Origin of the sequence: Nocardioides sp. LHD-245, assembly GCF_030929495.1 — a bacterium.
Taxonomy (GTDB): Bacteria; Actinomycetota; Actinomycetes; order Propionibacteriales; family Nocardioidaceae; genus Nocardioides.
This window is the reverse complement of sequence record NZ_JAVFWN010000002.1, coordinates 469,049-489,786: the sequence shown is the minus strand read 5'-3', so window position 1 is coordinate 489,786 and position 20,738 is coordinate 469,049. Positions and strand designations below refer to the sequence as shown.

The 20,738-nt window shown below is 72.6% G+C and carries 21 protein-coding genes; 11 read left to right on the top strand and 10 right to left on the bottom strand.

Going from position 1 to position 20,738, the window contains the following annotated elements; genetic code table 11:
* Positions 1–27 precede the first annotated feature (27 nt).
* Genes RB608_RS04960 through RB608_RS04940 form a run of 5 tightly spaced genes read left to right on the top strand, consistent with a single transcriptional unit; the run spans position 28 to position 5,031 of the window.
* Complete coding sequence (locus tag RB608_RS04960; protein WP_308086697.1) at positions 28–1,095, top strand: extradiol ring-cleavage dioxygenase; 1,068 nt, start codon at positions 28–30, stop codon at positions 1,093–1,095.
* 7 nt (positions 1,096–1,102) lie between these two features.
* The gene (locus RB608_RS04955) at positions 1,103–2,170 is read left to right on the top strand and encodes a phosphotransferase (protein ID WP_308086696.1); all 1,068 of its coding nucleotides are present in this window, start codon (positions 1,103–1,105) and stop codon (positions 2,168–2,170) included.
* Entirely contained in the window at positions 2,167–2,625 is a 459-nt protein-coding gene (locus RB608_RS04950) for a DUF3237 domain-containing protein (RefSeq protein WP_308086695.1), read from the top strand. Before RB608_RS04955 ends, RB608_RS04950 begins: the two co-directional genes overlap by 4 nt.
* 45 nt (positions 2,626–2,670) lie before the next feature.
* Positions 2,671–4,236: a class I adenylate-forming enzyme family protein gene (locus tag RB608_RS04945; protein ID WP_308086694.1), complete on the top strand. Its 1,566-nt coding sequence runs from the start codon at positions 2,671–2,673 to the stop codon at positions 4,234–4,236.
* Positions 4,237–4,239: 3 nt separating this feature from the next.
* Positions 4,240–5,031 (top strand): glucose 1-dehydrogenase, encoded by a 792-nt coding sequence (locus RB608_RS04940; protein WP_308086693.1) that lies wholly within the window; start codon positions 4,240–4,242, stop codon positions 5,029–5,031.
* 14 nt (positions 5,032–5,045) lie between these two features.
* Here RB608_RS04940 and RB608_RS04935 read toward each other — a convergent pair whose 3' ends face one another.
* The 5 genes from RB608_RS04935 to RB608_RS04915 form a co-directional block, all read right to left on the bottom strand.
* Positions 5,046–5,714 carry a nitroreductase family protein gene (locus RB608_RS04935; RefSeq protein WP_308086692.1) on the bottom strand — a complete coding sequence of 223 codons (669 nt, stop codon included), beginning with the start codon at positions 5,712–5,714 and terminating at the stop codon, positions 5,046–5,048.
* Between the two features lies 1 nt (position 5,715).
* Positions 5,716–6,726 (bottom strand): alcohol dehydrogenase catalytic domain-containing protein, encoded by a 1,011-nt coding sequence (locus RB608_RS04930; protein ID WP_308086691.1) that lies wholly within the window; start codon positions 6,724–6,726, stop codon positions 5,716–5,718.
* Positions 6,726–7,583 (bottom strand): SDR family NAD(P)-dependent oxidoreductase, encoded by an 858-nt coding sequence (locus RB608_RS04925; RefSeq protein ID WP_308086690.1) that lies wholly within the window; start codon positions 7,581–7,583, stop codon positions 6,726–6,728. The genes RB608_RS04930 and RB608_RS04925 overlap by 1 nt, the downstream gene beginning before the upstream one ends.
* Positions 7,580–8,650 carry an alcohol dehydrogenase catalytic domain-containing protein gene (locus RB608_RS04920; RefSeq protein WP_308086689.1) on the bottom strand — a complete coding sequence of 357 codons (1,071 nt, stop codon included), beginning with the start codon at positions 8,648–8,650 and terminating at the stop codon, positions 7,580–7,582. The genes RB608_RS04925 and RB608_RS04920 overlap by 4 nt, the downstream gene beginning before the upstream one ends.
* Before the next feature lie 70 nt (positions 8,651–8,720).
* Positions 8,721–9,524: an IclR family transcriptional regulator gene (locus RB608_RS04915; RefSeq protein WP_308086688.1), complete on the bottom strand. Its 804-nt coding sequence runs from the start codon at positions 9,522–9,524 to the stop codon at positions 8,721–8,723.
* A 242-nt stretch (positions 9,525–9,766) separates the two neighbouring features.
* Here RB608_RS04915 and RB608_RS04910 point away from each other — a divergent pair, with 242 nt between their 5' ends.
* From RB608_RS04910 to RB608_RS04890, 5 genes are all read left to right on the top strand, one after another.
* A complete protein-coding gene (locus RB608_RS04910; protein ID WP_308086687.1) occupies positions 9,767–10,786 on the top strand; it encodes an amidohydrolase family protein in 1,020 nt (339 codons plus the stop codon).
* A 3-nt stretch (positions 10,787–10,789) separates the two neighbouring features.
* A complete protein-coding gene (locus RB608_RS04905; protein WP_308086686.1) occupies positions 10,790–12,010 on the top strand; it encodes an NAD(P)/FAD-dependent oxidoreductase in 1,221 nt (406 codons plus the stop codon).
* 114 nt (positions 12,011–12,124) lie between these two features.
* Positions 12,125–13,180, top strand: coding sequence for a phosphotransferase family protein (locus RB608_RS04900; protein ID WP_308086685.1), 1,056 nt, complete (start codon positions 12,125–12,127; stop codon positions 13,178–13,180).
* Positions 13,167–14,246: a phosphotransferase family protein gene (locus RB608_RS04895; RefSeq protein ID WP_308086684.1), complete on the top strand. Its 1,080-nt coding sequence runs from the start codon at positions 13,167–13,169 to the stop codon at positions 14,244–14,246. The genes RB608_RS04900 and RB608_RS04895 overlap by 14 nt, the downstream gene beginning before the upstream one ends.
* A gap of 56 nt (positions 14,247–14,302) precedes the next feature.
* Complete coding sequence (locus RB608_RS04890; protein WP_308086683.1) at positions 14,303–15,589, top strand: acyl-CoA dehydrogenase family protein; 1,287 nt, start codon at positions 14,303–14,305, stop codon at positions 15,587–15,589.
* Between the two features lie 25 nt (positions 15,590–15,614).
* Here the strand turns inward: RB608_RS04890 and RB608_RS04885 are convergent, their stop codons facing one another.
* From RB608_RS04885 to RB608_RS04865, 5 genes are all read right to left on the bottom strand, one after another.
* Positions 15,615–16,691 carry a zinc-binding dehydrogenase gene (locus RB608_RS04885; RefSeq protein ID WP_308086682.1) on the bottom strand — a complete coding sequence of 359 codons (1,077 nt, stop codon included), beginning with the start codon at positions 16,689–16,691 and terminating at the stop codon, positions 15,615–15,617.
* Positions 16,688–17,470 (bottom strand): SDR family oxidoreductase, encoded by a 783-nt coding sequence (locus RB608_RS04880; RefSeq protein ID WP_308086681.1) that lies wholly within the window; start codon positions 17,468–17,470, stop codon positions 16,688–16,690. Before RB608_RS04880 ends, RB608_RS04885 begins: the two co-directional genes overlap by 4 nt.
* Positions 17,467–18,621 (bottom strand): acyl-CoA dehydrogenase family protein, encoded by a 1,155-nt coding sequence (locus tag RB608_RS04875; protein ID WP_308086680.1) that lies wholly within the window; start codon positions 18,619–18,621, stop codon positions 17,467–17,469. Before RB608_RS04875 ends, RB608_RS04880 begins: the two co-directional genes overlap by 4 nt.
* A 202-nt stretch (positions 18,622–18,823) precedes the next feature.
* Positions 18,824–18,967: a hypothetical protein gene (locus RB608_RS04870; protein ID WP_308086679.1), complete on the bottom strand. Its 144-nt coding sequence runs from the start codon at positions 18,965–18,967 to the stop codon at positions 18,824–18,826.
* Between the two features lie 168 nt (positions 18,968–19,135).
* Complete coding sequence (locus tag RB608_RS04865) at positions 19,136–19,885, bottom strand: tyrosine-protein phosphatase (protein ID WP_308086678.1); 750 nt, start codon at positions 19,883–19,885, stop codon at positions 19,136–19,138.
* 158 nt (positions 19,886–20,043) lie between these two features.
* Between RB608_RS04865 and RB608_RS04860 the strand changes: the two genes are divergently transcribed.
* Positions 20,044–20,643 (top strand): TetR family transcriptional regulator, encoded by a 600-nt coding sequence (locus RB608_RS04860; protein ID WP_308086677.1) that lies wholly within the window; start codon positions 20,044–20,046, stop codon positions 20,641–20,643.
* The last annotated feature ends 95 nt before the right edge of the window (positions 20,644–20,738 follow it).

Below are 20,738 nucleotides of genomic sequence, written 5' to 3'. Positions count from 1 at the left end.
GGATCCGAGAAGGAGAGGAGACCCACCATGGCTGAGGTGCTCGGCCTGGGGATCACGCACTACCCGCTGCTCGCGGGCGCTGACTCCCATATGGCCAACCTGCTGAAGTTCACGCTGACCGATCCCGACATCCCCGACGAGGCCAAGGATCCCCGCAACTGGTCCGAGCTGGCCCAGCGGGAGTGGGGTGAGGACCAGGGCACCGCGGCCGCGGCGGGGCACCGCGCCCAGCTGCTCGCCGGCATCGCCAAGTGCCGTGCCGAGCTGGACGCCTTCGAGCCCGAGGTCGTGATCGTGTGGGGCGACGACCAGTACGAGAACTTCCGTGAGGAGGTCATCCCGTCGTTCTGCGTGCTCGCCTACGAGGACACCGAGATCGACCCGTTCGCCGTGCTGGACATCATGAAGATCCCGAACGCCTGGGGTGCCCCCCGGGAGGGACAGACCTTCACGATGCGCGGCGCTCCGGAGTTCGCCAAGGCGCTGGTCACCGACGTCATCAACGACGACGTGGACTGCGCCTACTCCTACCAGCCGCGCGAGCACATCCACTTCCCGCACGCGTTCGCGAACACCCAGATCTTCTTGGACTGGGACCACATCGGGAAGCAGTTCCCCTACCCGATCGTCCCGGTCGCCGTGAACTGCTACGGCGAGCACGTCATCGCCCGGCGCGGCGGCCTGGCCCGCTTCGCCGAGATCAACAAGGGCGAGCGACTCGACCCGCCGGGCCCCTCGCCGCGGCGCTGCTTCGAGCTGGGCCGCGCCGTCGGGCGCAGCGTGCGCGAGAGCGGCAAGCGGGTCGCCCTCGTGGCGTCCTCCAGCTGGTCGCACGCGTTCCTGGTCGACCGGCTCTGGCACCTGCGCCCCGACACCGAGGCCGACCAGGTCCTCTACGACGCCATGGTCGCCGGCGACTACGAGGCCTGGCTCGAGGTCACCTCGCGCGACATCGTCGAGGCCGGCCAGCACGAGATGCTCAACTGGTACTGCCTCCTCGGGGCGATGCAGGAGCTCGGCATGACGCTCGAGTGGAGCGACTTCGTGGTGACCGAGGTGTTCAACTCCAACAAGACCTTCGCGGTCTTCAAGTGAGGCGGCCATGACCCAGATCGCTTCGGCGACGACCCCGCTCCCCCTCTCGCTCGACGAGGTGACGCCGGCCTGGCTGACCGGTGCGCTGGCGAGCTCCTTCCCGGGCATCGAGGTGACCGAGGTACGCCGGGACCGCGAGTTCTTCGGGACCGCGGCGTCGGCGCGCCTCCACCTGTCCTACGCCCCCGGCGGCCCGGTCGGGCCCGCCAGCGTCCACGTGAAGGGCGGCTTCGACGACACCTGGCGCAAGCGGGTGTGGATGGCGCTGCAGCAGGAGGTGCGGTTCTACAACGAGATCGCGCCCGAGGTCGCCCTGAACATCCCCACGGTGTACTTCGCGGCGACCGACGACGCGCCACAGGGGATCCTCGTCCTCGAGGACCTGCTCGCCCGTGGCGTCACCTTCGGCCAGAACATGCTCCCGGTCACCGCCGACCACGTGGCGAACGTGCTGGAGGCCATCGCGCCGATGCACGCCGCCTGGTGGGGATCGCCGCGGTTGGCGCGGTTGGCCGGATGGGAGCAGCCGCAACGGACCTTCCTCAAGTACTGCTTCCGGCCGTCGCACTGGGACGTGCTCGTGGACTGGGCCAACGGGGACCTCCTCGTCGAGGCGATCGGCTCCGCGCAGAACGCCCTGACGGCCCTGGACCGGCTGTGGGGGTGGTGCGACGCGCAGCCGCACACGTTCGTCCACGGCGATCCCCACGGCGGCAACCTCTTCTACGAGGCCGACGGCCGGCCGGGCATCCTCGACTGGCAGCTCTGCTTCGCCGGGACCTACTCCCACGACATGGCGTGGATCATCGTCACCTCGCTCGACGTCGACCAGCGCCGCGAGCACGAGCGGGACCTCGTGCAGACCTATCGCGACGCGCTCCGGGCCGCCGGTGGGCCGGCACCCGAGCTCGACGAGATGTGGACGTCGTACCGCCGGCAGATGGCGCATGCCATCGCCTCCTACGGCGCCCTGCCCCGTGACAACGGACCGGCGCCGGTGATGGAGGAGGCCGGCAAGCGGGTCTTCACCGCCGCGATCGACCACGACCTGCTCGGCGTGTGGGGGCTGCGGTGAGCGGACCGGCGGACACCGGCGGCGTCCGGCTGGCGGCGACGCTGCTGTTCCGCGTCGAGGCCACCCACGACGGCGAGTTCTCGGCCCTGGCCGAGGGCGGGCCCCACGGCACCCGCGTCGTCGCCGGCGTCACCGAGGGCACCGTGGCCGGGCCGCGCGTCTCGGGACGGATGGTGCGGGGGCTCACGTCCGACTGGGTGACCGTTCGCCGCGACGGCATCTGGGAGATCGACGTGCGGGCGGCGTTCGTGACCGACGACGATGCGACGGTCCTCTACTTCTACAACGGACTGCTGCGGCGCGACCCCACCGGCGTGCTGCGGCTCCGGGGGGCGCCCCGGTTCCAGACCGGCGACGAGCGCTACGCCTGGCTCAACGAGATCCAGGCGGTGGCGATCGGAGAGGCCGACCTGAGCAGCCACGCCGCCCGCTACGACGTCTACGCGCTCGACTGAGCGTCGTCCTCTCGCGCCCCCCGGGCGCCGGCGAAGGAGAACCACATGACCCTGGCACGCAACCTGTTCGGTGTCCTCGACCGGTCGGCGAGGTCGCACTACGCCGACCGGCCCGCCTTCGGGTTCGAGGGCGAGCTGGTCACGTTCCGCGAGATGCGCGACCGGTCCCTGGACGTCGCCGCGGGCCTCAGTGCCGCCGGCGTCAGGCCGGGCGACCGGGTCGCGGTCATGATGGGGAACCGGCTGGAGTGGGTGGAGGTGCTGTTCGGCCTCGCGGCGCTGGGCGCGGTCTGCGTCCCGGTCAACGTGCTGCTCACCGGGCCCGAGATCGACCACATGTGCCGCGACAGCGAGGCGCGCTTCATGATCGCGGACGAGATCGCGCAGGCCGGCCTCGCCGACATCGACCACGACTTCGAGCTGCTGATCACCGTCGACGACATCGATCCCGGGCCGCGCGGGGCGGAGCGGTACGAGACGGTCCGCAAGGGCGGCGCCTGGCCGCCTCCGGACCACCGGGAGCCCGACCTCGGCGACACCCTCATCCTCTACTACAGCTCCGGCACCACGGGGCTCCCGAAGGCCGCCGTGCACACGCATGACAGCGTGCTGTGGAACTCGTTCGGCCAGCTGCCCGGCCTGGGCCTGACCCCCGACGTGCGGTACGGCGTCATCGCGTCCTTCTCGTGGGCGGCCGGGTTCCACAACCTGGTGCTCGCCCTGGCCTGGATCGGCGGCTTCTCCCAGATCCGCCGCACCGGCTCGGCCTCGATGGAGTCGGTCACCGACTTCATCGTCGACCACGGCATCACCCACATCATGCTCGTGCCCAGCCTGCTGCGCGACCTGGTCACCCGCCCGGACCTGATGGCCCGCCTCTCGGCCAGCCCGCTGGTCTGGGTCATCACGGGCACCGAGCCGGTGCCGCGGGCGGTGATCGAGAAGTGCCAGGCCGAGATGCCGGGCGTGGCGGTGTGCCAGGGGTTCGGCCTCTCGGAGTTCCCCACCATCACCACCGTGCTGCGCCCCGAGGAGGTCGCCGCCCACGAGGGCTCCGCGGGCCGGGCGATGCCCCACGCCGACACGGCGGTGCGCGACGCCGACGGCGAGATCCGGTTCTCGGGCCGCGGCGAGCTGCTGCTGCGCTCGCCGGCCTCGATGAAGGGCTACCACAACCGGCCCGAGCAGACCGCCGAGGCGTTCCGCGACGGCTGGCTGCACACCGGTGACCTGGTCGAGCTGGACGAGGACGGCTACATCACGGTCGTGGGCCGCACCAAGGACATGATCATCTCGGGCGGCCTCAACGTGTATCCCCAGGAGATCGAGGATCTCGTCGTCCGTCTTCCCGGGGTCACCGAGGTCGCCGTGGTCGGCGTGCCGCACGAGCGGTTCGGAGAGACACCGGTGGCGGTGGTGGTGACCAGCGATCCCGACTTCGATCCCGCCTCGGTCGCGGCGGCCTGCGAGGGCAGGCTGGCGTCCTACAAGCGCCCGCGCTGGACGCTGGTGCGCAGCGAGCCGTTGCCCCGCAACGCCAATGCGAAGGTACTCAAGCGCGAGATCCGGCCGTGGGCCGCGACCCAGCTGAGCATCGCGATCGAGGACTGAGCCATGTCGTCGCAGCGGACACGGAGCGCCAGCATCCTCGACAGCTTCCGGCTGGATCACCGCGTCGCGCTCGTCACCGGCGCCTCGAGCGGTCTGGGCGTGCGGATCGCGACCTCGTTCGCGGAGGCCGGCGCGGACATCGTCCTGATGGCGCGGCGGCGCGACCGGCTGGAGGAGACCGCGGCAGCCGTGGCCCGGTCCGGCCGCCGAGCGGTCGTGGTCGAGGGGGACATCACCGACGAGGCCGACTGCCGGGCGGCGGCCGACGCCGCGGTGGCCGAGCTCGGGCGGCTCGACGTCCTCGTGAACAACGCCGGCCTGTCCCGGAGCACCACGGAGCATCCCTTCAAGGCGCCGATGGACGATCTGCGCCAGGTCGTCGACGTCAACCTGCTGGGCAGCTTCGCGATGACCCGGGCCGCGGCCGCCCGGATGACCGGCGGTGGCGTCATCGTCAACGTCGCCAGCGCCTTCGGCCTGAAGGCCTCGGGCATCCCCAGCTACATGTACAGCGCCTCCAAGGCCGCACTGATCGCCCTGACCAGGGACCTGGCGGCCAACCTCGCCCGGAAGGACATCCGCGTCAACGGCATCGCCCCCGGCTTCGTCGACACCGAGATGACGGCCGACGAGACCGGCGAGATGGTCCGTGCGATGTGGGAGGGCGCCAGCCTGCAGCGCCGCGGTGGCGGTCTCGACGAGATCGCTACCGCCGTGCTCTTCCTCGCCAGCGACGCCTCCTCCTTCGTCACCGGGCACACCCTGCCGGTCGACGGCGGCTGGACGCTGGCCTGACCCCGGCCTCGGCCTCAGCCGACCGGGTTCTCCCAGGAGTCGAGGTAGGTGATCTCCGCCGGGTCCCGGCGCGGAGCCGGGCTGAAGCGCTCCCCGGTGTAGTAGGCGACCGGGAGCAGGGCGACCTGGGTGACCTCCTCGGGGATGCCGAGCAGCTCGGCCACCTCCCGGGCGCGGGTCGCGAGGTAGGTCGTGTAGCGGGTGCCCAGGCCCCGCGAGCGGGCGGCCAGCTGGAAGCTCCACACGGCGGGGACCACCGAGCCGTAGAGCGACTGCGCGTTGAAGACCCCCTCGCCGACCACGCCCAGGCGGATCGGCAGCACCAGCGCCGGGACCTCGGCGAGATGGTCGGCGATGTACTGGCCGGCCTCGATGACCCGGGCCTGTCGCGACCCCGGCTCGGCCTTCGCGCGCAGCGCGGCCAGGTAGGGGTTGCCGACCTCCTGGTAGAGCTGTGCCAGCTGCTGCCGCTTGACCGGGTCCTTGACCACCAGCCAGCGGTTGGCCTCCCGGTTGCCGCCGATCGGCGCGGCGGAGGCGATCCTGATGCAGTCGAGGATCAGCTCCGTCGGCACGTCGCGGGTCAGGTCGAGCCGGCGGCTGACGGCCTTGGTGGTCCGCAGCAGGCCGTCGGTCTGGGTCAGGTCGAAGGTCGTCGGGATCTCGGTCGCGGGGTGGGTCATGTCAGCTCTCTCTCGTGGGTGGACGGGTGAACAGCCGTCCGTGGACGTTGCCTCGGGCGAGGCGCTCGAGCGCCTCGGGTATCCGGTCGAAGTCGAAGGCCTCCAGCCGTGGGCTCAGCAGGCCGCGGGCCAGCAGTCCGTAGACGTCCTCGAGGTCCTGCTTGCGGATCCCCTGGGAGGTGAGCAGGGTGCGCCGGCCGAGGACGAGCGGGATCGTGTCGAGGACGATCTGCTCCGACCCCAGGCCGACCACGACCACGCGGCCGCGCGGACGCACCGCGCGGACGGCGGCGTTGACGCTGCCCGCCGCGTTCGCGAAGTCGACGATCACGTCGAGGTCCAGCTCGGCCAGCGCCGCGATGTCGGTGAAGCAGTCGAGCGCGCCGTCGGCGCGCGCGTCGTCGAAGACCTCCTCGCGCACGTCGACGCCATAGACGTGGGCGCCCGCGAGGACCGCGGTGCGCAGGCCGGCCATGCCGAGGCCGCCGAGCCCGACGATGCCGACCCGCTCGCCGATCCTCACGCCGGCCACGTTGCGCACGTTGTGGTAGCCCGCCGCCAGGGCGTCGGTGCCGATCGCCGCCTGCTCGAAGCTGACCTCGGGAGGGATGGGGACCAGCCGGGACGCCCGGACCACGCACTGCTGGGCGTAGCCGCCGTCGACGTGCGTGCCCGGCTGCGAGCCGCCGGCGGGCCCGAGGTGGGTGCCGGGCCCGAACGGCCGCGTGTGCTCGTCGGGGCCCGGGGTCGAGCAGACGCCGACCCGGTCGCCGAGCGCGAAGCCGGTGACACCCGCGCCGAGCGCGGCGACGGTGCCGGCGACCTCGTGGCCCAGCACGATCGGCATCCGGCTGAGCCAGGCCGCGCCGGGACCGCGCACGGTGTGCACGTCGGAGTGGCACATCCCCGCTGCCCTGACGTCCAGCACCACCCAGCCGGGCGGCGCCTGCGGATCGGGCAGGTCGACATAGGAGATCGGCTCGCCAGGACCCGTGAAGAGCGCGGCGCGCATCAGGCCGGCCCCCGTGCGGCGGCCCGGTCGGCCCGGACCGACGCCGCCCAGTCGGCGAAGTCCGCGACGATGGGGTGGTGGTCGACCAGCCCGCCATCCACCCGGAGCACCTGGGCGGTGATGTAGCGGGCCTCGTCGGAGGCCAGGAACGCGACCAGGCGGGCGACGTCGTCCGGGGTGCCGAGGTGAGGGGTCAGCACGTGCCGCCGGTAGATCTCCTGCAGCGGCTCCGGCGTCTGCTCGCCGGAGGGCGACAGGATCAGCCCGGGCGCGACGGCGTTGCAGCGGATCCCCTGCCTGCCCCACTGGGTGGCCACCGCCCGGGTGAGCTGCGAGACGGCGGCCTTGGAGGCGCCGTACGCCGACATGGTCAGCTCGCCCACGTCGCCGGAGATCGAGGTGGTGTTGACGATCGCGCCGCCGCCGTCCTCCAACATGAGCGGGATCGCGTGCTTGCAGCCCAGCAGCACGCCGCGGGCGTTGACGGCGAAGGTGCGGTCCCAGCTGGCGACGTCGACCCTGGTGACGACGGGATCGCGGAAGGTCAGCCCCATCGCCGCCGCGTTGTTGTGCAGGACGTCGAGCCGGCCGTGCTCGGCACGCACCCGGTCGAACAGGGCGCTCACCTGCGCCTCGTCGCTGACGTCGACCCCGGCTGCCGAGGCGGCCAGGCCGCGGGCCGTGAGGTCGTCGGCGAGCACGTCCGCCGCCGGACGGTCGAGGTCGGCCACCACGACGTGGGCGCCGCGCTCGGCGAGCAGGGCGGCGGTCGCCGCGCCGATCCCCGACGCCGCGCCGGTGACGACGGCGACGCGGTCCTCGAACGGCCGCGCCCCGCCCGGCGCGGAGCCGGTCACGAGGACGTCCCGGCCGTGACGAGGACCTTGATGTCGGTGTCCCGGCCGGCCCCCAGCAGGTGCTCGAGACCGGCGGCGACGGTGTCCTCGAGGGCGATCGTGGAGGTGATCATCCCCGTCGGGTCGAGTCGTCCGTCGGCGACGGCGCGGATGACGGCGTCGAAGTCCTCGCGACGGTAGGCCGAGCTGCCCAGGATGCGCTTGCCGTGACGGGCCAGCTCGGTCGGATCGATCTCCACGCGCGCGTGGAACTCGGCGGGGACGACGAGGTGACCGCCCGGCCGGAGCGCGCGCAGCTCGCTGCCGATCACCTCGCCGCCGGCGCCGGCGCAGTCGAAGGCTGCCGCGACGCCGCGGCGCTCGGACCAGGCGCGGGCGTGGCGCGCCAGGTCGGTCTCGCGGGGGTCGATCACCTCGGCGCCCCATCGCGCCGCGAGCCCGCGCCGCAGCGCGCTGGGCTCGCTGACCAGCACGCGGGTCGTCCCGCGTGCCCGCAGACACAGCAGCACGCCGATGCCGATCGGTCCCGCGCCCACCACCAGCACCGGGTCCTCAGGCGTCAGCGGGACGGCGTCGACGGTGTGCCAGCTGGTGGCCAACGGCTCGACGAGGCTCCCGGTGGCGGCGGTGAACGGCGCGGGCAGCCGGTGGACCTGCTCGACCGGCACCACGACGTACTCGCTGAAGCCGCCGCCCCCGCCGTTGATGCCGACGAAGCCGCGCTGCTCGCACAGGTTGGTCTCACCGCGCCGGCAGGTCGCGCAGGTGCCGTCGGCGACCAGCGGCCGGACGGCGACGAGATCGCCCGCGGCCAGCCCGGTGACGGCCCTGCCGGCGAGCACCACGCGGCCCGCCATCTCGTGACCGAGCACGTGGGGACCGGACTCGCCGAAGGCCGGATGGCGGTAGTGGTCGGGGACCGGCGCGGTCTCGTAGAGCCACAGGTCGGATCCGCACACCCCCGCCGACTCGATCCGGATCTTCACCTGGTCGTCGCCGGTCACGACCGGCTCCTCGATCTCGTCGAGCCGGGCATCGCGCGGGCCGTGGATCCTGATCGCCTTCACGCGCTCAGCGTGCGCAGGGCGTCCCTCGCGTGCGACAGCCCGTCCCGGAGCCTGGAACGCGGAGGGAGGCTCAGAACTCGTGGGGGAAGTAGTGGGCCTTGCCCCGCTGGAGGTCGTCGCGGCACACGCGAGCGATCTGGGCGGCGGTCTCGCGCAGCGCCTGCTCCACCTTGGCGGTGATCTCGACGTCGGCCGGGTGCGAGACGGCGAGGGCGCCGACGGCGTAGTCGCGGATCACGATCGGGACCGCGGCGGAGGCCAGGTTGAGCTGGCTCTCCTCGCGGTCGTACGCGATGCCCGAGGTGCGCGCCTTCCGCAGCTCGATGACCAGCGGGTCCACCTCGGTCACCGAGAACCTGGTCCGCATCGGCATTGGGCGCGGCAGGAAGGCCTCGAGGTCGTCGAGGTGCTCCCGCGAGAGCAGCACCTTGCCGAGCGCGGTGCAGTTGGCCGGGATCCGCGAGCCCAGCGTGCCGGGCGGGCCGGGCGAGTCGGGTGCGGTGATGGTCTCGAGCAGGACCACGTCGAACTGCCGCAGCACGGCCAACTGCACGCTGTGTCCGGACCACCGGTGGAGGGCCGCCATGAACGGGAGCGCCGCGTCCCGCATGCCGCCGGCGGGCGTGTTCGTCGCCAGGCTCAGCATCTCCACGCTGACGACATAGCCCGAGCGGTGCGGCTCGACGGCGCCGAGGTCGATGAGGCGCGCGATGAGCCGGTGCACGGTCGACTTCGGCAGGCCCGAGGCGCGGGCCAGCTCGCTGAGCGTCATCACCCGGTTGTTGGTGTTGAACGCGTGCAACAGGTCGAAGACCTTGGTCAGGATCGAGGGCGGGTCCGCCGCAGGAACCGCACGGTTCTCGCTGTTGGCCACCGGCACCCACTCGCACTCGAAGACTTGACTGCAGCGCCCGAGCCCGTCGTGACGCTCATCATCGTACGTTACGTGATAGACGTCACGCCATCTCGTCGCAGGGACAGTCAGACGCATCGGGGCCGCTGTCGCGAGCGCGCGTTCCATCCGTTGGAACGCCGCGCTCGATCCGGCGACCCGGACCCCTAGCGTCCCTATCTCCACAGAGATCGGGGCCCGCGGAGGGTCCCGGAGGAGAGCGGATGGCCATCGTCGACGTACACGCGCACTTCTTCCCGCGCCGGGTCGAGCTGCCCGTCAGCGGGGGGCCGTGGCCGCGCCTGGAGGTCGACGACGCGGTGTCGGGACGGCTCCTGGTGGGCGAGCGCCTGTTCCGGGACGTGCGTGCCGGCCTGTGGGACCTCGACGTGCGGCTCGCCGAGCTCGACGTCCTGGGTGTCGAGCGCCAGCTCGTCTCGCCCGTGCCCGTCACGCTCGACGCCGGCACCGACGCCGAGGCGAGCATCGGCTACTACCGCTCGCTCAACGACGGCATCGCCGAGGCGGTGGTCGCGTCGTCCGGGCGGCTGGCGGGGCTCGGCGGTGTGCCGTGGCTGGACGTCGACCTGGCCGTCGCCGAGCTCCGGCACGCCGTGTGCGAGCTCGGCCTCCTCGGGATCGAGATCGGCTGCCGGATGGGGGAGCGGGAACTCGACGACCTCGCCCTGCGACCGCTCTTCGCCGCCGCCGAGGAGCTCGGTGCGCTGGTCTTCGTCCACCCCCTGGGCGGCGGGGACGGTGCGATCCGCCGCTCGGGCGAGCAGCCCTACGACTTCGGCCTCGGCATGCTGACCGACACCGCGATGGCGGCCTCCGCGCTGGTCTTCGGCGGCGTGCTCGACGCGTGCCCGGGACTCGACGTGCTGCTGGCGCACGGCGGCGGCACCTTCCCCTGGGCCTTCCCGCGGCTCGCCAGCGGGAGCGTGCTGGGCGGTGACCGCTCCTCCGGCGACCACGCGGCGCTGCTGCGCCGCCTCTGGGTGGACACGCTCGTCCTGGTCCCCGAGCACCTCGGGCTGCTGGCGCGCCGCTTCGGCGCCGAGCACGTGCTGGTGGGCTCGGACTATCCGTTCATCCCCGGGCAGCTCGAGGGGGCCGAGCGCCTGGTCGGCGCCGCCGTCGCGGCGGGCGACCTGACCGCGGCCGAGGGCGATGGCCTGTTGGGCCGCAATGCGGGACGATTGTCGGACGCGCTCGGCGCGTGGGAATCTCAGCGAGGGTGAGTCGTGGCTTCTTCAGCATCGGTGACCGTGGTGGGCGGCGGCCCGCACGGGCTGCTCGTCGCGTTGGCGCTGGCCCGCTCCGACATCGAGGTGACCCTCCTGGAGGCGCAGTCCTCGGAGCCGAGCTCCTCGCCGCGCGCCATGATGTTCCACTGGTCGATGCTCGGCGGGCTGGACCGGCTCGGCGTCCTGGACGACGCCGTCGCCCGCGGTCTGGTGCACCGGCGCTGGTCGATCTACGTGCTGGCGACGGGCGAGCGGCTCTACTTCGACCTCGACGTCCTCGCCGACGACGTCCAGCACCCGTTCACCCTGCATCTGCCCCAGCAGACGCTCGCCGAGATCGTCATCGCCCGGCTGGCCGCCCTGCCCAACGTCCACGTCGAGTGGGACACCCGCGTGCAGCGCGTGGAGCAGGACGCCGACGGCTGCACGGTCACCGCGGACGCACCGGGCGGCGAGCGCAGCTACCGGTCTGACTGGGTCGTCGGCGCCGACGGCGTGCACAGCATGGTGCGTCGCTCCGCCGGGCTCGGCCTTCCCGGCATCACCTGGCCGGAGCGGTTCGTGGCGACCAACGTCCGGTTCGACTTCGCGTCGCTGGGCCACGAGCTCTCCGGCGTCCAGCTCGATGCGCAGGACGGCGCCCTGGTCGCCAAGGTCGACGACTCCGGGCTGTGGCGCTACACCTACGCCGAGGACCTCGCACTGCCCGAGGAGACCCTCGGCGAGCGGATGCGGGACCGGTTCCGGCGGGTGCTGCCCGACGGCGTCGACGTCGAGGTCGAGGCGTACGGCGCCCACCGCATGCACCAGCGGGTGGCGGACCGCTTCCGCGCCGGGCGCCTCCTGCTCATCGGGGATGCCGCCCACGTCACCAGCCCCAGCGCGGGCTACGGGCTGCCGGGCGGCTTCTTCGACGGCATGACGCTGGTCGAGGCGCTGCGCGAGGTGATCCACTTCGGCGCCGACGAGGAGATCCTGGACCGCTTCTCGGAGGAGCGGCGACGTGTCTTCACCAACCTGACGTCGCCGGTCTCCTCCGAGCACAAGCAGATGCTGTGGAACTCCGAGGGGCCGGGGCGGATCGAGGCCGAGGTCGAGCGGTTCCGGCACATCACCGCCAGCCCGTCGCGGCAGCGGCAGTTCCTCCTGGTCGGCCGCGGCCTGCAGAGCGCGCCGCTGCGCTCGATGCGCAAGGTCGGCGCGACCGAACCCGGCTGACCGGTTCCGTCGGCTGGTACTCCGCGTTGTCGGCTCCGCTCCGCCGGTGTGTCCTTGCGGGGCGCGGGCAGCGACAGGGCTGACGCGGATCCCGGTGGGAGGACCTACGTGGCCATGTCACTCGACCATGCCCGCTTCGTCGTCGACCTCGACCGGTGGGCGGTCGAGATCGGCGGAGCCGGCAGCACGGTGGCGGGCCTGGCGCCGATGCCGGGCAACGCGGGGTTGAGCTTCGGCTTCGACCTGCACCGCCCCGACGGCGCGCCGATCGAGCCCCTGGTCATCCGGCTGGCGCCGCCGGGGGTGCGTCGCCGCGGCAACACCGACGTGCTGCGGCAGGTGCCGCTGCTGGCCGCGCTCGCCGCCGCCGGCGTGCCCACCGCCCCGGTGGTGTGGTCCAGCGGCGACGAGGCCTGGTTCGGCACCGACGCGATGGTCCAGCGCCGGCTCGACGCGCTGCCACTGCACATGACCGATCCGGACGCGGGCATCGGTCCGGTCGGTGGCGATGTGACCCCCTACCTCGACCAGGCGGTGGACGTCCTCGCGGCGATCCACGCCGTCGATCCGGCCCCACTCGCGAGCTGGGGCGTGGCCCGGTCGATCGTGGAGGAGGTCGACTACTGGACGCCGCTGCTCGCCAGGATGCCCGAGGAGTGGGCCGATCTGGCGCGCGGTCTCCGCGCCGAGCTGCTGGCGAGCGACCCCGGCGACCACCGGGTCGGCGTCTTCCACGGCGACTACCAGACCCACAACATCCTGTACCGGGCGGACGGGCGGCTCAGCGCCGTCATCGACTGGGAGATCGCCGGTATCGGCGCCGTGGGCCTGGACATCGGCTGGCTGGCGATGATGGTCGACGCGTCGTGCTGGTACGCCGCCCGGCGCGAGGCCATGCTGGTGCGGGACGACCCCGCCCGGCTGCGTGCGCGCTACGAGGCCGCCACCGGCCGGGCGCTGCCGGCCTTCGACTGGTACGAGGCGCTCGCCTGCTATCGCTACGGCGTGATCGCCGCCCACAACCTGTACCTGCACCGCAGCGGGCGGCGCGTGGATCCCGTGAGCGACCTCATGGGCCTGGGTGTACCGCATCTGCTGGAGCGCGGCCTCGAGCTGTGCGCCGTGAGCGACCGAACCGATGGAGGCATGCGTGTCCATGGCATCGTCTGACACGTCCGAGGGGCCCATCGCCCCGGAGGGCGCACTCGACGGGGCGGCGCTGGCCGGCTACCTGGCCGCGGCCGGAGTGGAGCTGGCCGGCGAGCTGCGCTCCAGCCTGCTGGTCGGCGGGCGGTCGAACCCGACGTACGCGCTCTCCGACGGCTCCCGCGAGTGGATCCTGCGCCGGCCGCCGCACGGCCACGTGCTCCAGTCGGCCCACGACATGGCCCGCGAGGTCCGCGTCGTGACGGCGCTCGCCGGCACGCCCGTGCCCGTGCCGCACGTGGTGGCCCACTGCGAGGACCCCGCCGTGCTCGGGGCGCCCTTCTACGTCATGGACCGGCTCGAGGGGCGCACCTTCCGGACCCGGGAGGACACCGCCGTCCTCGCCGAGACCGACCGTGCCGCGCTGGCCGGCGCGCTGGTCGACACCCTCGTCGCCCTGCACGACGTGGACCCGGCCCAGGTCGGGCTGCAGGGCTGGGGCCGTCCCGACGGCTACCTGCAGCGTCAGCTCGCCCGCTGGGCACGGCAGTGGGAGGCGGTCAAGACCTCCGAGCGCCCCGAGGTCGGTGTGCTCGTGGAGCGGCTGGCCGCGACGATGCCGGTCTCCAGGTTCCCCGGCATCGTGCACGGCGACTACAAGGTCGACAACGTGATGGTGGGGCTGGACGACCCCGCCCGCGTGGTGGGCGTCCTGGACTGGGAGCTCTCCACGCTGGGCGACACGCTGTCCGACCTCGGCCTGCTGGTCAGCTTCTGGGACGAGGTCGGCAGGCCCTTCAACCCGATCACCGCCGGCGCCACCGCCCATCCCGGCTTCCCGACCGCGGACGAGATCGTCGAGTCCTACGCGCGGCAGCGGGGGATCGGCGTCGACGACCTGGACTGGTACGTCGTCTTCGCCGACGTCAAGATCGCCGTCGTGCTGGAGCAGATCCACGCTCGGCACCTGCGGGGCGACACCCTCGGCGACGGCTTCGACGACATCGGCGACATGGTCGCGCCGCTCCTGGAGCGAGCGCTGGACCGCTGCTCCCGTGCCTCCGACGCCGCGCTGCGCGGGGTCGGCTGAGGCGCCGGCGAGCAAGGACATCGAGAACGACCCGAGACAGACAAGGACGACCGACTGTGTGGAGCTTCGAGACCGACCCCGACTTCCAGCGCGAGCTGGACTGGATCGACACCTTCGTGCGGGAGGAGGTGCAGCCGCTGGACGACGTGCTGGGCAGCCAGTGGAATGTGCACGACCCCGAGTTCGAGCGACTGGTCCGCCCGCTGCAGGCCGAGGTCAAGGAGCGCGGCCTGTGGGCCTGCCACCTCGGCCCCGACCTGGGCGGCAAGGGCTACGGTCAGCTCAAGCTGGCACTGATGAACGAGAAATTCGGGATGTCCCGGTTCGGCCCGATCGTCTTCGGCGCCCAGGCCCCCGACACCGGCAACTCCGAGATCCTCGCGCACTTCGCCACCCCGGAGCAGAAGGTCCGCTATCTCGAGCCGCTCCTGGCCAACGAGATCACCTCGTGCTTCTCGATGACCGAGCCGCAGGGCGGTGCCGACCCGCTCCTGTTCCGGACCTCGGCCGTCCTCGACGGTGACGTCTGGGTCATCAACGGCGAGAAGTGGTTCGCCTCCGAGGCGGAGTCGGCGGCCTTCTACATCATGATGGTCGTCACCGACCCCGACGCGGAGAACCCCTACCAGCGGGCCTCGATGTTCATCGTCGACACCGACACCTCGGGCATCGAGATCGTGCGCAACTACGGCTTCTACGGCGAGCCGGAGGACACCCACGCCCACCTGCGGCTCACCGACGTCCGGGTGCCGGCCTCCGCCATGCTCGGCGAGCGCGGAGCGGCGTTCGCGATCGCCCAGACCCGCCTGGGCGGCGGCCGGCTCCACCACGCCATGCGGACCCTGGCCCAGGCGACCCGGGCCTTCGAGATGACCTGCGAGCGGGTGCTGTCGAGGACCACCAAGGGAGAGCTGCTGGCCGACAAGCAGATGGTCCAGGAGAAGATCGCCGACGGCTGGGTGCAGTTGCGCCAGTTCCGGCTGCTCGTGCTCGAGACGGCCTGGCTGGCCGACCAGGGCCACGACTGGAAGACGATCCGCAAGAACGTCTCGGCGGTGAAGTCCGTGATGCCCAAGGTGCTGCACGACATCGCCGCCACCGCGCTGCACCTGCACGGATCGCTGGGGCTGAGCCACGAGGTGCCGTTCGCCGAGTGGGTCGTCAACTCCTTCCACGTCGGCCTCGCCGACGGCCCCACGGAGGTCCACAAGATGGTCGTGGCCCGGGAGGTGCTCAAGGAGCACAAGGCGAACGACGCGCCGTTCCCCGCCTACGTCCGCCACCAGCGGCTGGACCGCGCCCGGGCCAGGTACGGCGCGGTCTGGGCCGACCGCGCCCACTGAGCGTCGCCGCGGTGCCGGGTCCGCGTCAGCCGTCGTTCTCGATGACGACGCGGACGGCACCGCTGGTGCGGTCGCGCAGTGCGGCCAGGCCCTCGGCGTACGACGTCAGGGGGAACCGGTGGCTGACGGTGTCGTGCACGGCGACCCGGCCGCTGTCGAGCAGGTCGAGCAGCTCGCGGATGTCGTCGGACACGTAGCCGTGGGAGCCGATGATCGACTGTCCGCGCGCGACCAGGGTCTCCTGGCGCAGCGAGAGCCCGAGCCGGTCCGGCCCGACGCCGACCACCACACAGCGTCCGCCGTAGGCCAGGGAGCGGACCGCCTGCTCGACGACGCCGAGTGCGCCGACGAACTCGAAGGAGACGTCGGCGCCGCCGTCGGTGAGCGCGTGGATCTCCGTCGCCGGCCGCCCGGCGCGGGCGTCGACGACCTCGTCGATGCCGTAGGACGCGGCTCGCTCGAGAGCGGCGTCGCCGGCGTCCACGCCGATGACCCGGACTCCCAGGACCTGGCGCAGCAGCATCGCCGCGTGCAGGCCGAGCCCGCCGAGGCCGTAGACCACGGCGACGTCGCCGGGCTGCACGCGCGCCCGGGCGATCGCCCGCCACGGCGTCGCGATGGCGTCGGCGACGATCGCGCCCAGCGCGAAGTCGACCGAGTCCGGCAGCGGGATCACGTTCGTCGCCGGCACCACCACGAGGTCGGCATGGGCGCCGTCGCGTTGCAGGCCGATGACCCGGACGCGGGGGCAGAGGTTCGCGCGGCCGGTGCGGCACTGCCGGCAGGCGCCGCAGCTGAGCATCGGGTTCACCGCGACCCGGGTGCCGACGGCGATGTGGGCGACGTCGCCGCCGACCGCCTCCACGACGCCCGACGCCTCGTGGCCCAGCGTGATGGGCAGGTGCGCGGGCACCGTGGAGCCCTCGATGATGTGCAGGTCCGAGCCGCAGATGCCGCAGGCCCGCATGGCGACCCGGACGTCGCCCCGGCCGACCGGCGGCACCGGCACCCGGGCCAGCACCGGGTCCCGTCCGTGCTCGGAGAGCCGGACGGCGCGCATCATCGTGCCGCTGGCGGACGAGGCGGTCGAGGGGGCGCTCATCGGTGGTACTGCCCGTCGTCGACCTTGACGACCGTGCCCGTGACGTGGTCCGAGGCGGGGGAGACCAGGTAGAGCAGGGTGCTGTCGAGCCGGGCGGGGTCGCCGAGCCGGCGACGGGGGAAGCCCTGGGTGATGTCGCCCATCCGCTCCAGCATCCCCTCCATCATCTCCGAGGCGAAGGCGCCCGGTGCGATGGCGTTGACGTTGATGCCGCGGGCCGCCCACTCGACCGCCAGCACCTCGGTCATCCGGGCCACGGCCGCCTTCGTGACCGCGTAGAGGGCCGCGCCCTCCCCCGCGTAGTGGTAGGCCGACATCGAGGAGATGTTCACGATCCGGCCGCCCCGGTCCGCGGCGATGAGCCGGGCCGCGAGCCCGGTCGCCAGCAGCCAGGGGCCGCGCAGATTGGTCTCCAGGACCGCGTCGACCAGCTCGAGCGGCATCCGGTGTGCCCGCCGGGCGTCCGGGATGCCGGCGTTGTTGAGCAGGATCGACGGGAGCCCGGCACCGCTCGCCAGGGTGTCCAGGCACGTCTCGATCGCACCCGCGTCGCGCACGTCGAGGGGGGTGACGACCGCGGCGCCGCCGGCCGCGGCGATCTGGGCGGCGAGCTCCTCGAGAGGCTCGGGGCGACGCCCGGCGACGGCGACCGTCGCCCCCGCGGCGGCCAGGGTGAGCGCGAAGCGCCGGCCCAGGCCGGTCGCCGCGCCGGTCACCAGGGCGACCTGGCCGGACAGGTCGGGGGAGCCCGGGAGGGCCTGCGGACCCGCCCCGGTCACGGGCGCCCGACGATGCTGCGGCCGATGATCTGCTTCATGATCTCGTTGGCGCCGCCGAAGATCCGCTGGATCCGGGCGTCCTGGTAGGCGCGCCCGACGGGGTACTCGAGCATGAAGCCGTAGCCGCCGTGCAGTTGCAGGCACCGGTCGACGACGCGGTTCTGCAGGTCGGCGCCCCACCACTTGGCCATCGCGGCGTCGACCTCGGTCAACTCACCCGCGTTGAGGGCGAGGATCGCCCGGTCGACGAAGACCCGGCCGATGCTGACCTCGGTCTGCATCTCGGCCAGCTCGAACTGGGTGTTCTGGAAGTCGGCGAGCCGCTGGCCGAACGCGTGCCGGTCGCGGACGTAGCCGATGGTGTCGGCGAGGATCGCCTCGCTGACGGCGAGTGCGTGCACGGCGATGCTGAGCCGTTCGAGCGGCAGCATCTCCCGCAGCTGGCCGAAGCCGCCGCCGATCCGGCCCAGGACGTTCTCGTCGGGGACGAAGACGTCCTCGTAGACCAGCTCCGCGGTGTCCTGGGCGTGCAGCCCGACCTTGTCGAGCTTGCGTCCGCGGCTGAAGCCCGGCATGTCCCGCTCGACCACGAGCAGGCTGAAGCCCGCCGCGCCGCCGTCGGGGTCGGTGCGCGCCACGGTGATGACCAGGTCGCTCTGGATGCCGTTGGTGATGAACGTCTTCGCGCCGTTGACGACCCAGCCGCCCGGGACCTGCCGGGCGGCGGTGCGGATGCCCTTGAGGTCGCTGCCGGTGCCGGGCTCGGTCATCGCGATCGCCCCGATGAGCTCGCCGGCCGCCATCGCGGGCAGCCAGCGCCGCTTCTGCTCGTCCGTGCCGATCTCGCGGATGTAGGGGATCGCGATGTCGTCCTGCAGCGAGAAGCTCGATGCCAGCGACGTGGCGTGGACCTTGGCGAGCTCCTCGAGGAGCACGGCCCGGAAGCGGTAGTCGGTGCCTCCTCCGCCGCCGTACTCCTCCGGGGCGGCGAGGCCGAGGATCCCCTGCCTGCCGGCGGCCAACCAGGTCTCCCGGTCGATGAGACGCTGCTCGTCCCATCGCGCCAGGTGGGGTGTCACCTCGCGCTCGACGAACTCCGCCACCACGCTCCGGAACGCCTCATGGTCGGCGTCGTACAGCTCTCGTCTCATCGGCTCCCTCTGTCGGCTCGCGTCGCACGCAGGCTCCCGCGCCAGTGCGTCCCGCGCACGCGCCGATTCCGGCGGACGGAACCTCGTGGCCGGAGTCAGCGGCGCCGGAAGACCGGCGGGCGCTTCTCCAGGAAGGCGCGCTTCGCCTCGGCGCTGTCCTCGGTCAGGGCGGTGATCACCTGCTGACGGTTCTCGAGCTCGATCATCGTCCTCGCGACGGCGTCCCCAACGCCAGCCACATGCCCTCCTTGGTCAGCTCGACCTGGGCCGGTCCGTTCGCCATGATCTCGGCGGCCCTGGCGAGAGCCGCCTCGACCAGCCGGTCGCCGTCAACGACCTCGAGCACCAGGCCGATCCGCTCGGCCTAGTCGGCGTCGACCCGCCGTCCGGTGAGCATCAGCTCGTGGGCCCGGCCGGCGGCGACGACCGGCTGCGGCAGCGTGTTGAGCCGGTCGGGGCGCGAGAGCGTCACCAACCGCACACCGGGTGCCGGCGTGGTGGTCCAGGATCGGCGTCATCGGCTCTCCTCCACGAGCTCGCCGGTCAGCCGGTCCAGGACATCGGCCCCGACCCCGGCCGAGCGGAGGTACCCGGCCCCGCCGCCGTACCCGTCCTGCAGGCCGGCGAGGAAGAGCGACATCGACTCGGGCACGGCCCGCAACGACTCCGCCGGCAGCAGCTCGAGTCGCCGCCGGTACTCCGGCAGCCTGCGCAGCCGGTCCAGGAGGGCGTCGTTCTGGCCCTCGGTGCGCGCGTAGTCCGCGACGATCTCGTCGTCGAGGACGCCGACCGCCGAGAGCAGCACGGCGACCACCGTCCCGGTCCGGTCCTTGCCGAGGGTGCAGTGCAGCAGTGCCGGCAGCCGCTCGGCGTCGGCCAGGGCGCGGGCGATCAGGGCGAAGGAGTCGGCGGCGTGCTCCAGGTAGCGCAGGTAGTGCGCCATCATCGTGTGCTCTGCCGCGGCGGTCGCCGGGACGGTCCCGGCCCCACCGGCGCCGATCGGCGCGAGCAGCACCTCGCGCTCCACGGCGGCCAGATGGGAGTTGGTGGCGCCGTCGACCTCGCCACGGCTGCGCAGGTCGATCCGCAGCCGCAGGCCGAGTCCGTCGACCAGATGTCGCGACTGGGTGGCGTCGAGATAGAACGGCGTCCCGCTGCGCAGCAGCCGCCCCTGGCGGGTCCGTCGGCCGTCGTGGGTACGCAGCCCACCCACGTCGCGGAGGTTGGCCAGATCGGGCAGTCCGGTCGTCGCCGTCGAGCTCATGGCGCGGAGGCTACTGAGCGATCGTTCGGCTCGTCGCGGCCGGTTCCATCCGCTGGGCCGGCGGCCCGGGGGTGCGGTCGGGCGGCATCGGCCGTGCCACACTGGCGGGCGCGGGGCACGGCCCCCGGGACGTTCGGAGCGAAAGGCGCGGTGGCGCAGTGGCGGTCGCCCAGACCAGGATCGGCGGACGGGCAGGCGTGCTCAACGCCGCCATCGACAACTTCACGGTCCTCGGCTATCACGGCACCTCCATGCGCGACATCGCCCGGGCCACGTCGATGACAGTGGCCTCGATCTACCATTACTTCCCCTCCAAGCAGGAGATCCTGCAGGAGATCATGACCTCGACGATGAACGACGTCATCGCGCTCACCAGGGCCGAGCTCCTCAACGCCGGCTCGGAACCCGCCGACCAGCTCGAGGCGCTGGTCCACGCCTGGATCCTGTTCCACACCTCGCGTCAGCGCGAGGCGCTGATCGGCTCCTCGGAGCTGCGCAGCTTGGAGCAGGACGGCCGCGCGGTCGTCGTCCGGCTCCGTGACGAGCAGGAGCGGATGTTCCGCGACGTCATCGTCCGCGGCGTCGAGATGGGCGTCTTCGCCACTCCCTACCCGCGCGACGCGGCGCGCGCGGTGATCAACATGGGCTACTCCATCGCCTGGTGGTACCACGAGGGCGGCGGCGTCTCGCCCGAGGACATGGCCAAGCGGTACGTCGACATCGCGCTGGGCGTCGTGCGCGCCGTCCCCCGGCGCTGAGGGTCCCGCCCGAGCCGGCGGCACGAGGTGTTCCACCCACAGGGATGCCCGCTCTCCCCCCGAGCGATCGTTCAGTAGCTTCCCGCCACGAGTGA

What these genes read in the sequence shown, in the direction of transcription:
- RB608_RS04900 (WP_308086685.1), top strand. Translation starts at nt 12,125, where the DNA reads ATGTCACTCGACCATGCCCGCTTCGTCGTCGACCTCGACCGGTGGGCG.
- RB608_RS04910 (WP_308086687.1), top strand. Translation starts at nt 9,767, where the DNA reads ATGGCCATCGTCGACGTACACGCGCACTTCTTCCCGCGCCGGGTCGAG.
- RB608_RS04875 (WP_308086680.1), bottom strand. Translation starts at nt 18,621, where the DNA reads ATGAGACGAGAGCTGTACGACGCCGACCATGAGGCGTTCCGGAGCGTG.
- RB608_RS04930 (WP_308086691.1), bottom strand. Translation starts at nt 6,726, where the DNA reads ATGCGCGCCGCGCTCTTCACGGGTCCTGGCGAGCCGATCTCCTATGTC.
- RB608_RS04955 (WP_308086696.1), top strand. Translation starts at nt 1,103, where the DNA reads ATGACCCAGATCGCTTCGGCGACGACCCCGCTCCCCCTCTCGCTCGAC.
- RB608_RS04885 (WP_308086682.1), bottom strand. Translation starts at nt 16,691, where the DNA reads ATGAGCGCCCCCTCGACCGCCTCGTCCGCCAGCGGCACGATGATGCGC.
- RB608_RS04960 (WP_308086697.1), top strand. Translation starts at nt 28, where the DNA reads ATGGCTGAGGTGCTCGGCCTGGGGATCACGCACTACCCGCTGCTCGCG.
- RB608_RS04940 (WP_308086693.1), top strand. Translation starts at nt 4,240, where the DNA reads ATGTCGTCGCAGCGGACACGGAGCGCCAGCATCCTCGACAGCTTCCGG.
- RB608_RS04935 (WP_308086692.1), bottom strand. Translation starts at nt 5,714, where the DNA reads ATGACCCACCCCGCGACCGAGATCCCGACGACCTTCGACCTGACCCAG.
- RB608_RS04865 (WP_308086678.1), bottom strand. Translation starts at nt 19,885, where the DNA reads ATGAGCTCGACGGCGACGACCGGACTGCCCGATCTGGCCAACCTCCGC.
- RB608_RS04945 (WP_308086694.1), top strand. Translation starts at nt 2,671, where the DNA reads ATGACCCTGGCACGCAACCTGTTCGGTGTCCTCGACCGGTCGGCGAGG.
- RB608_RS04895 (WP_308086684.1), top strand. Translation starts at nt 13,167, where the DNA reads ATGGCATCGTCTGACACGTCCGAGGGGCCCATCGCCCCGGAGGGCGCA.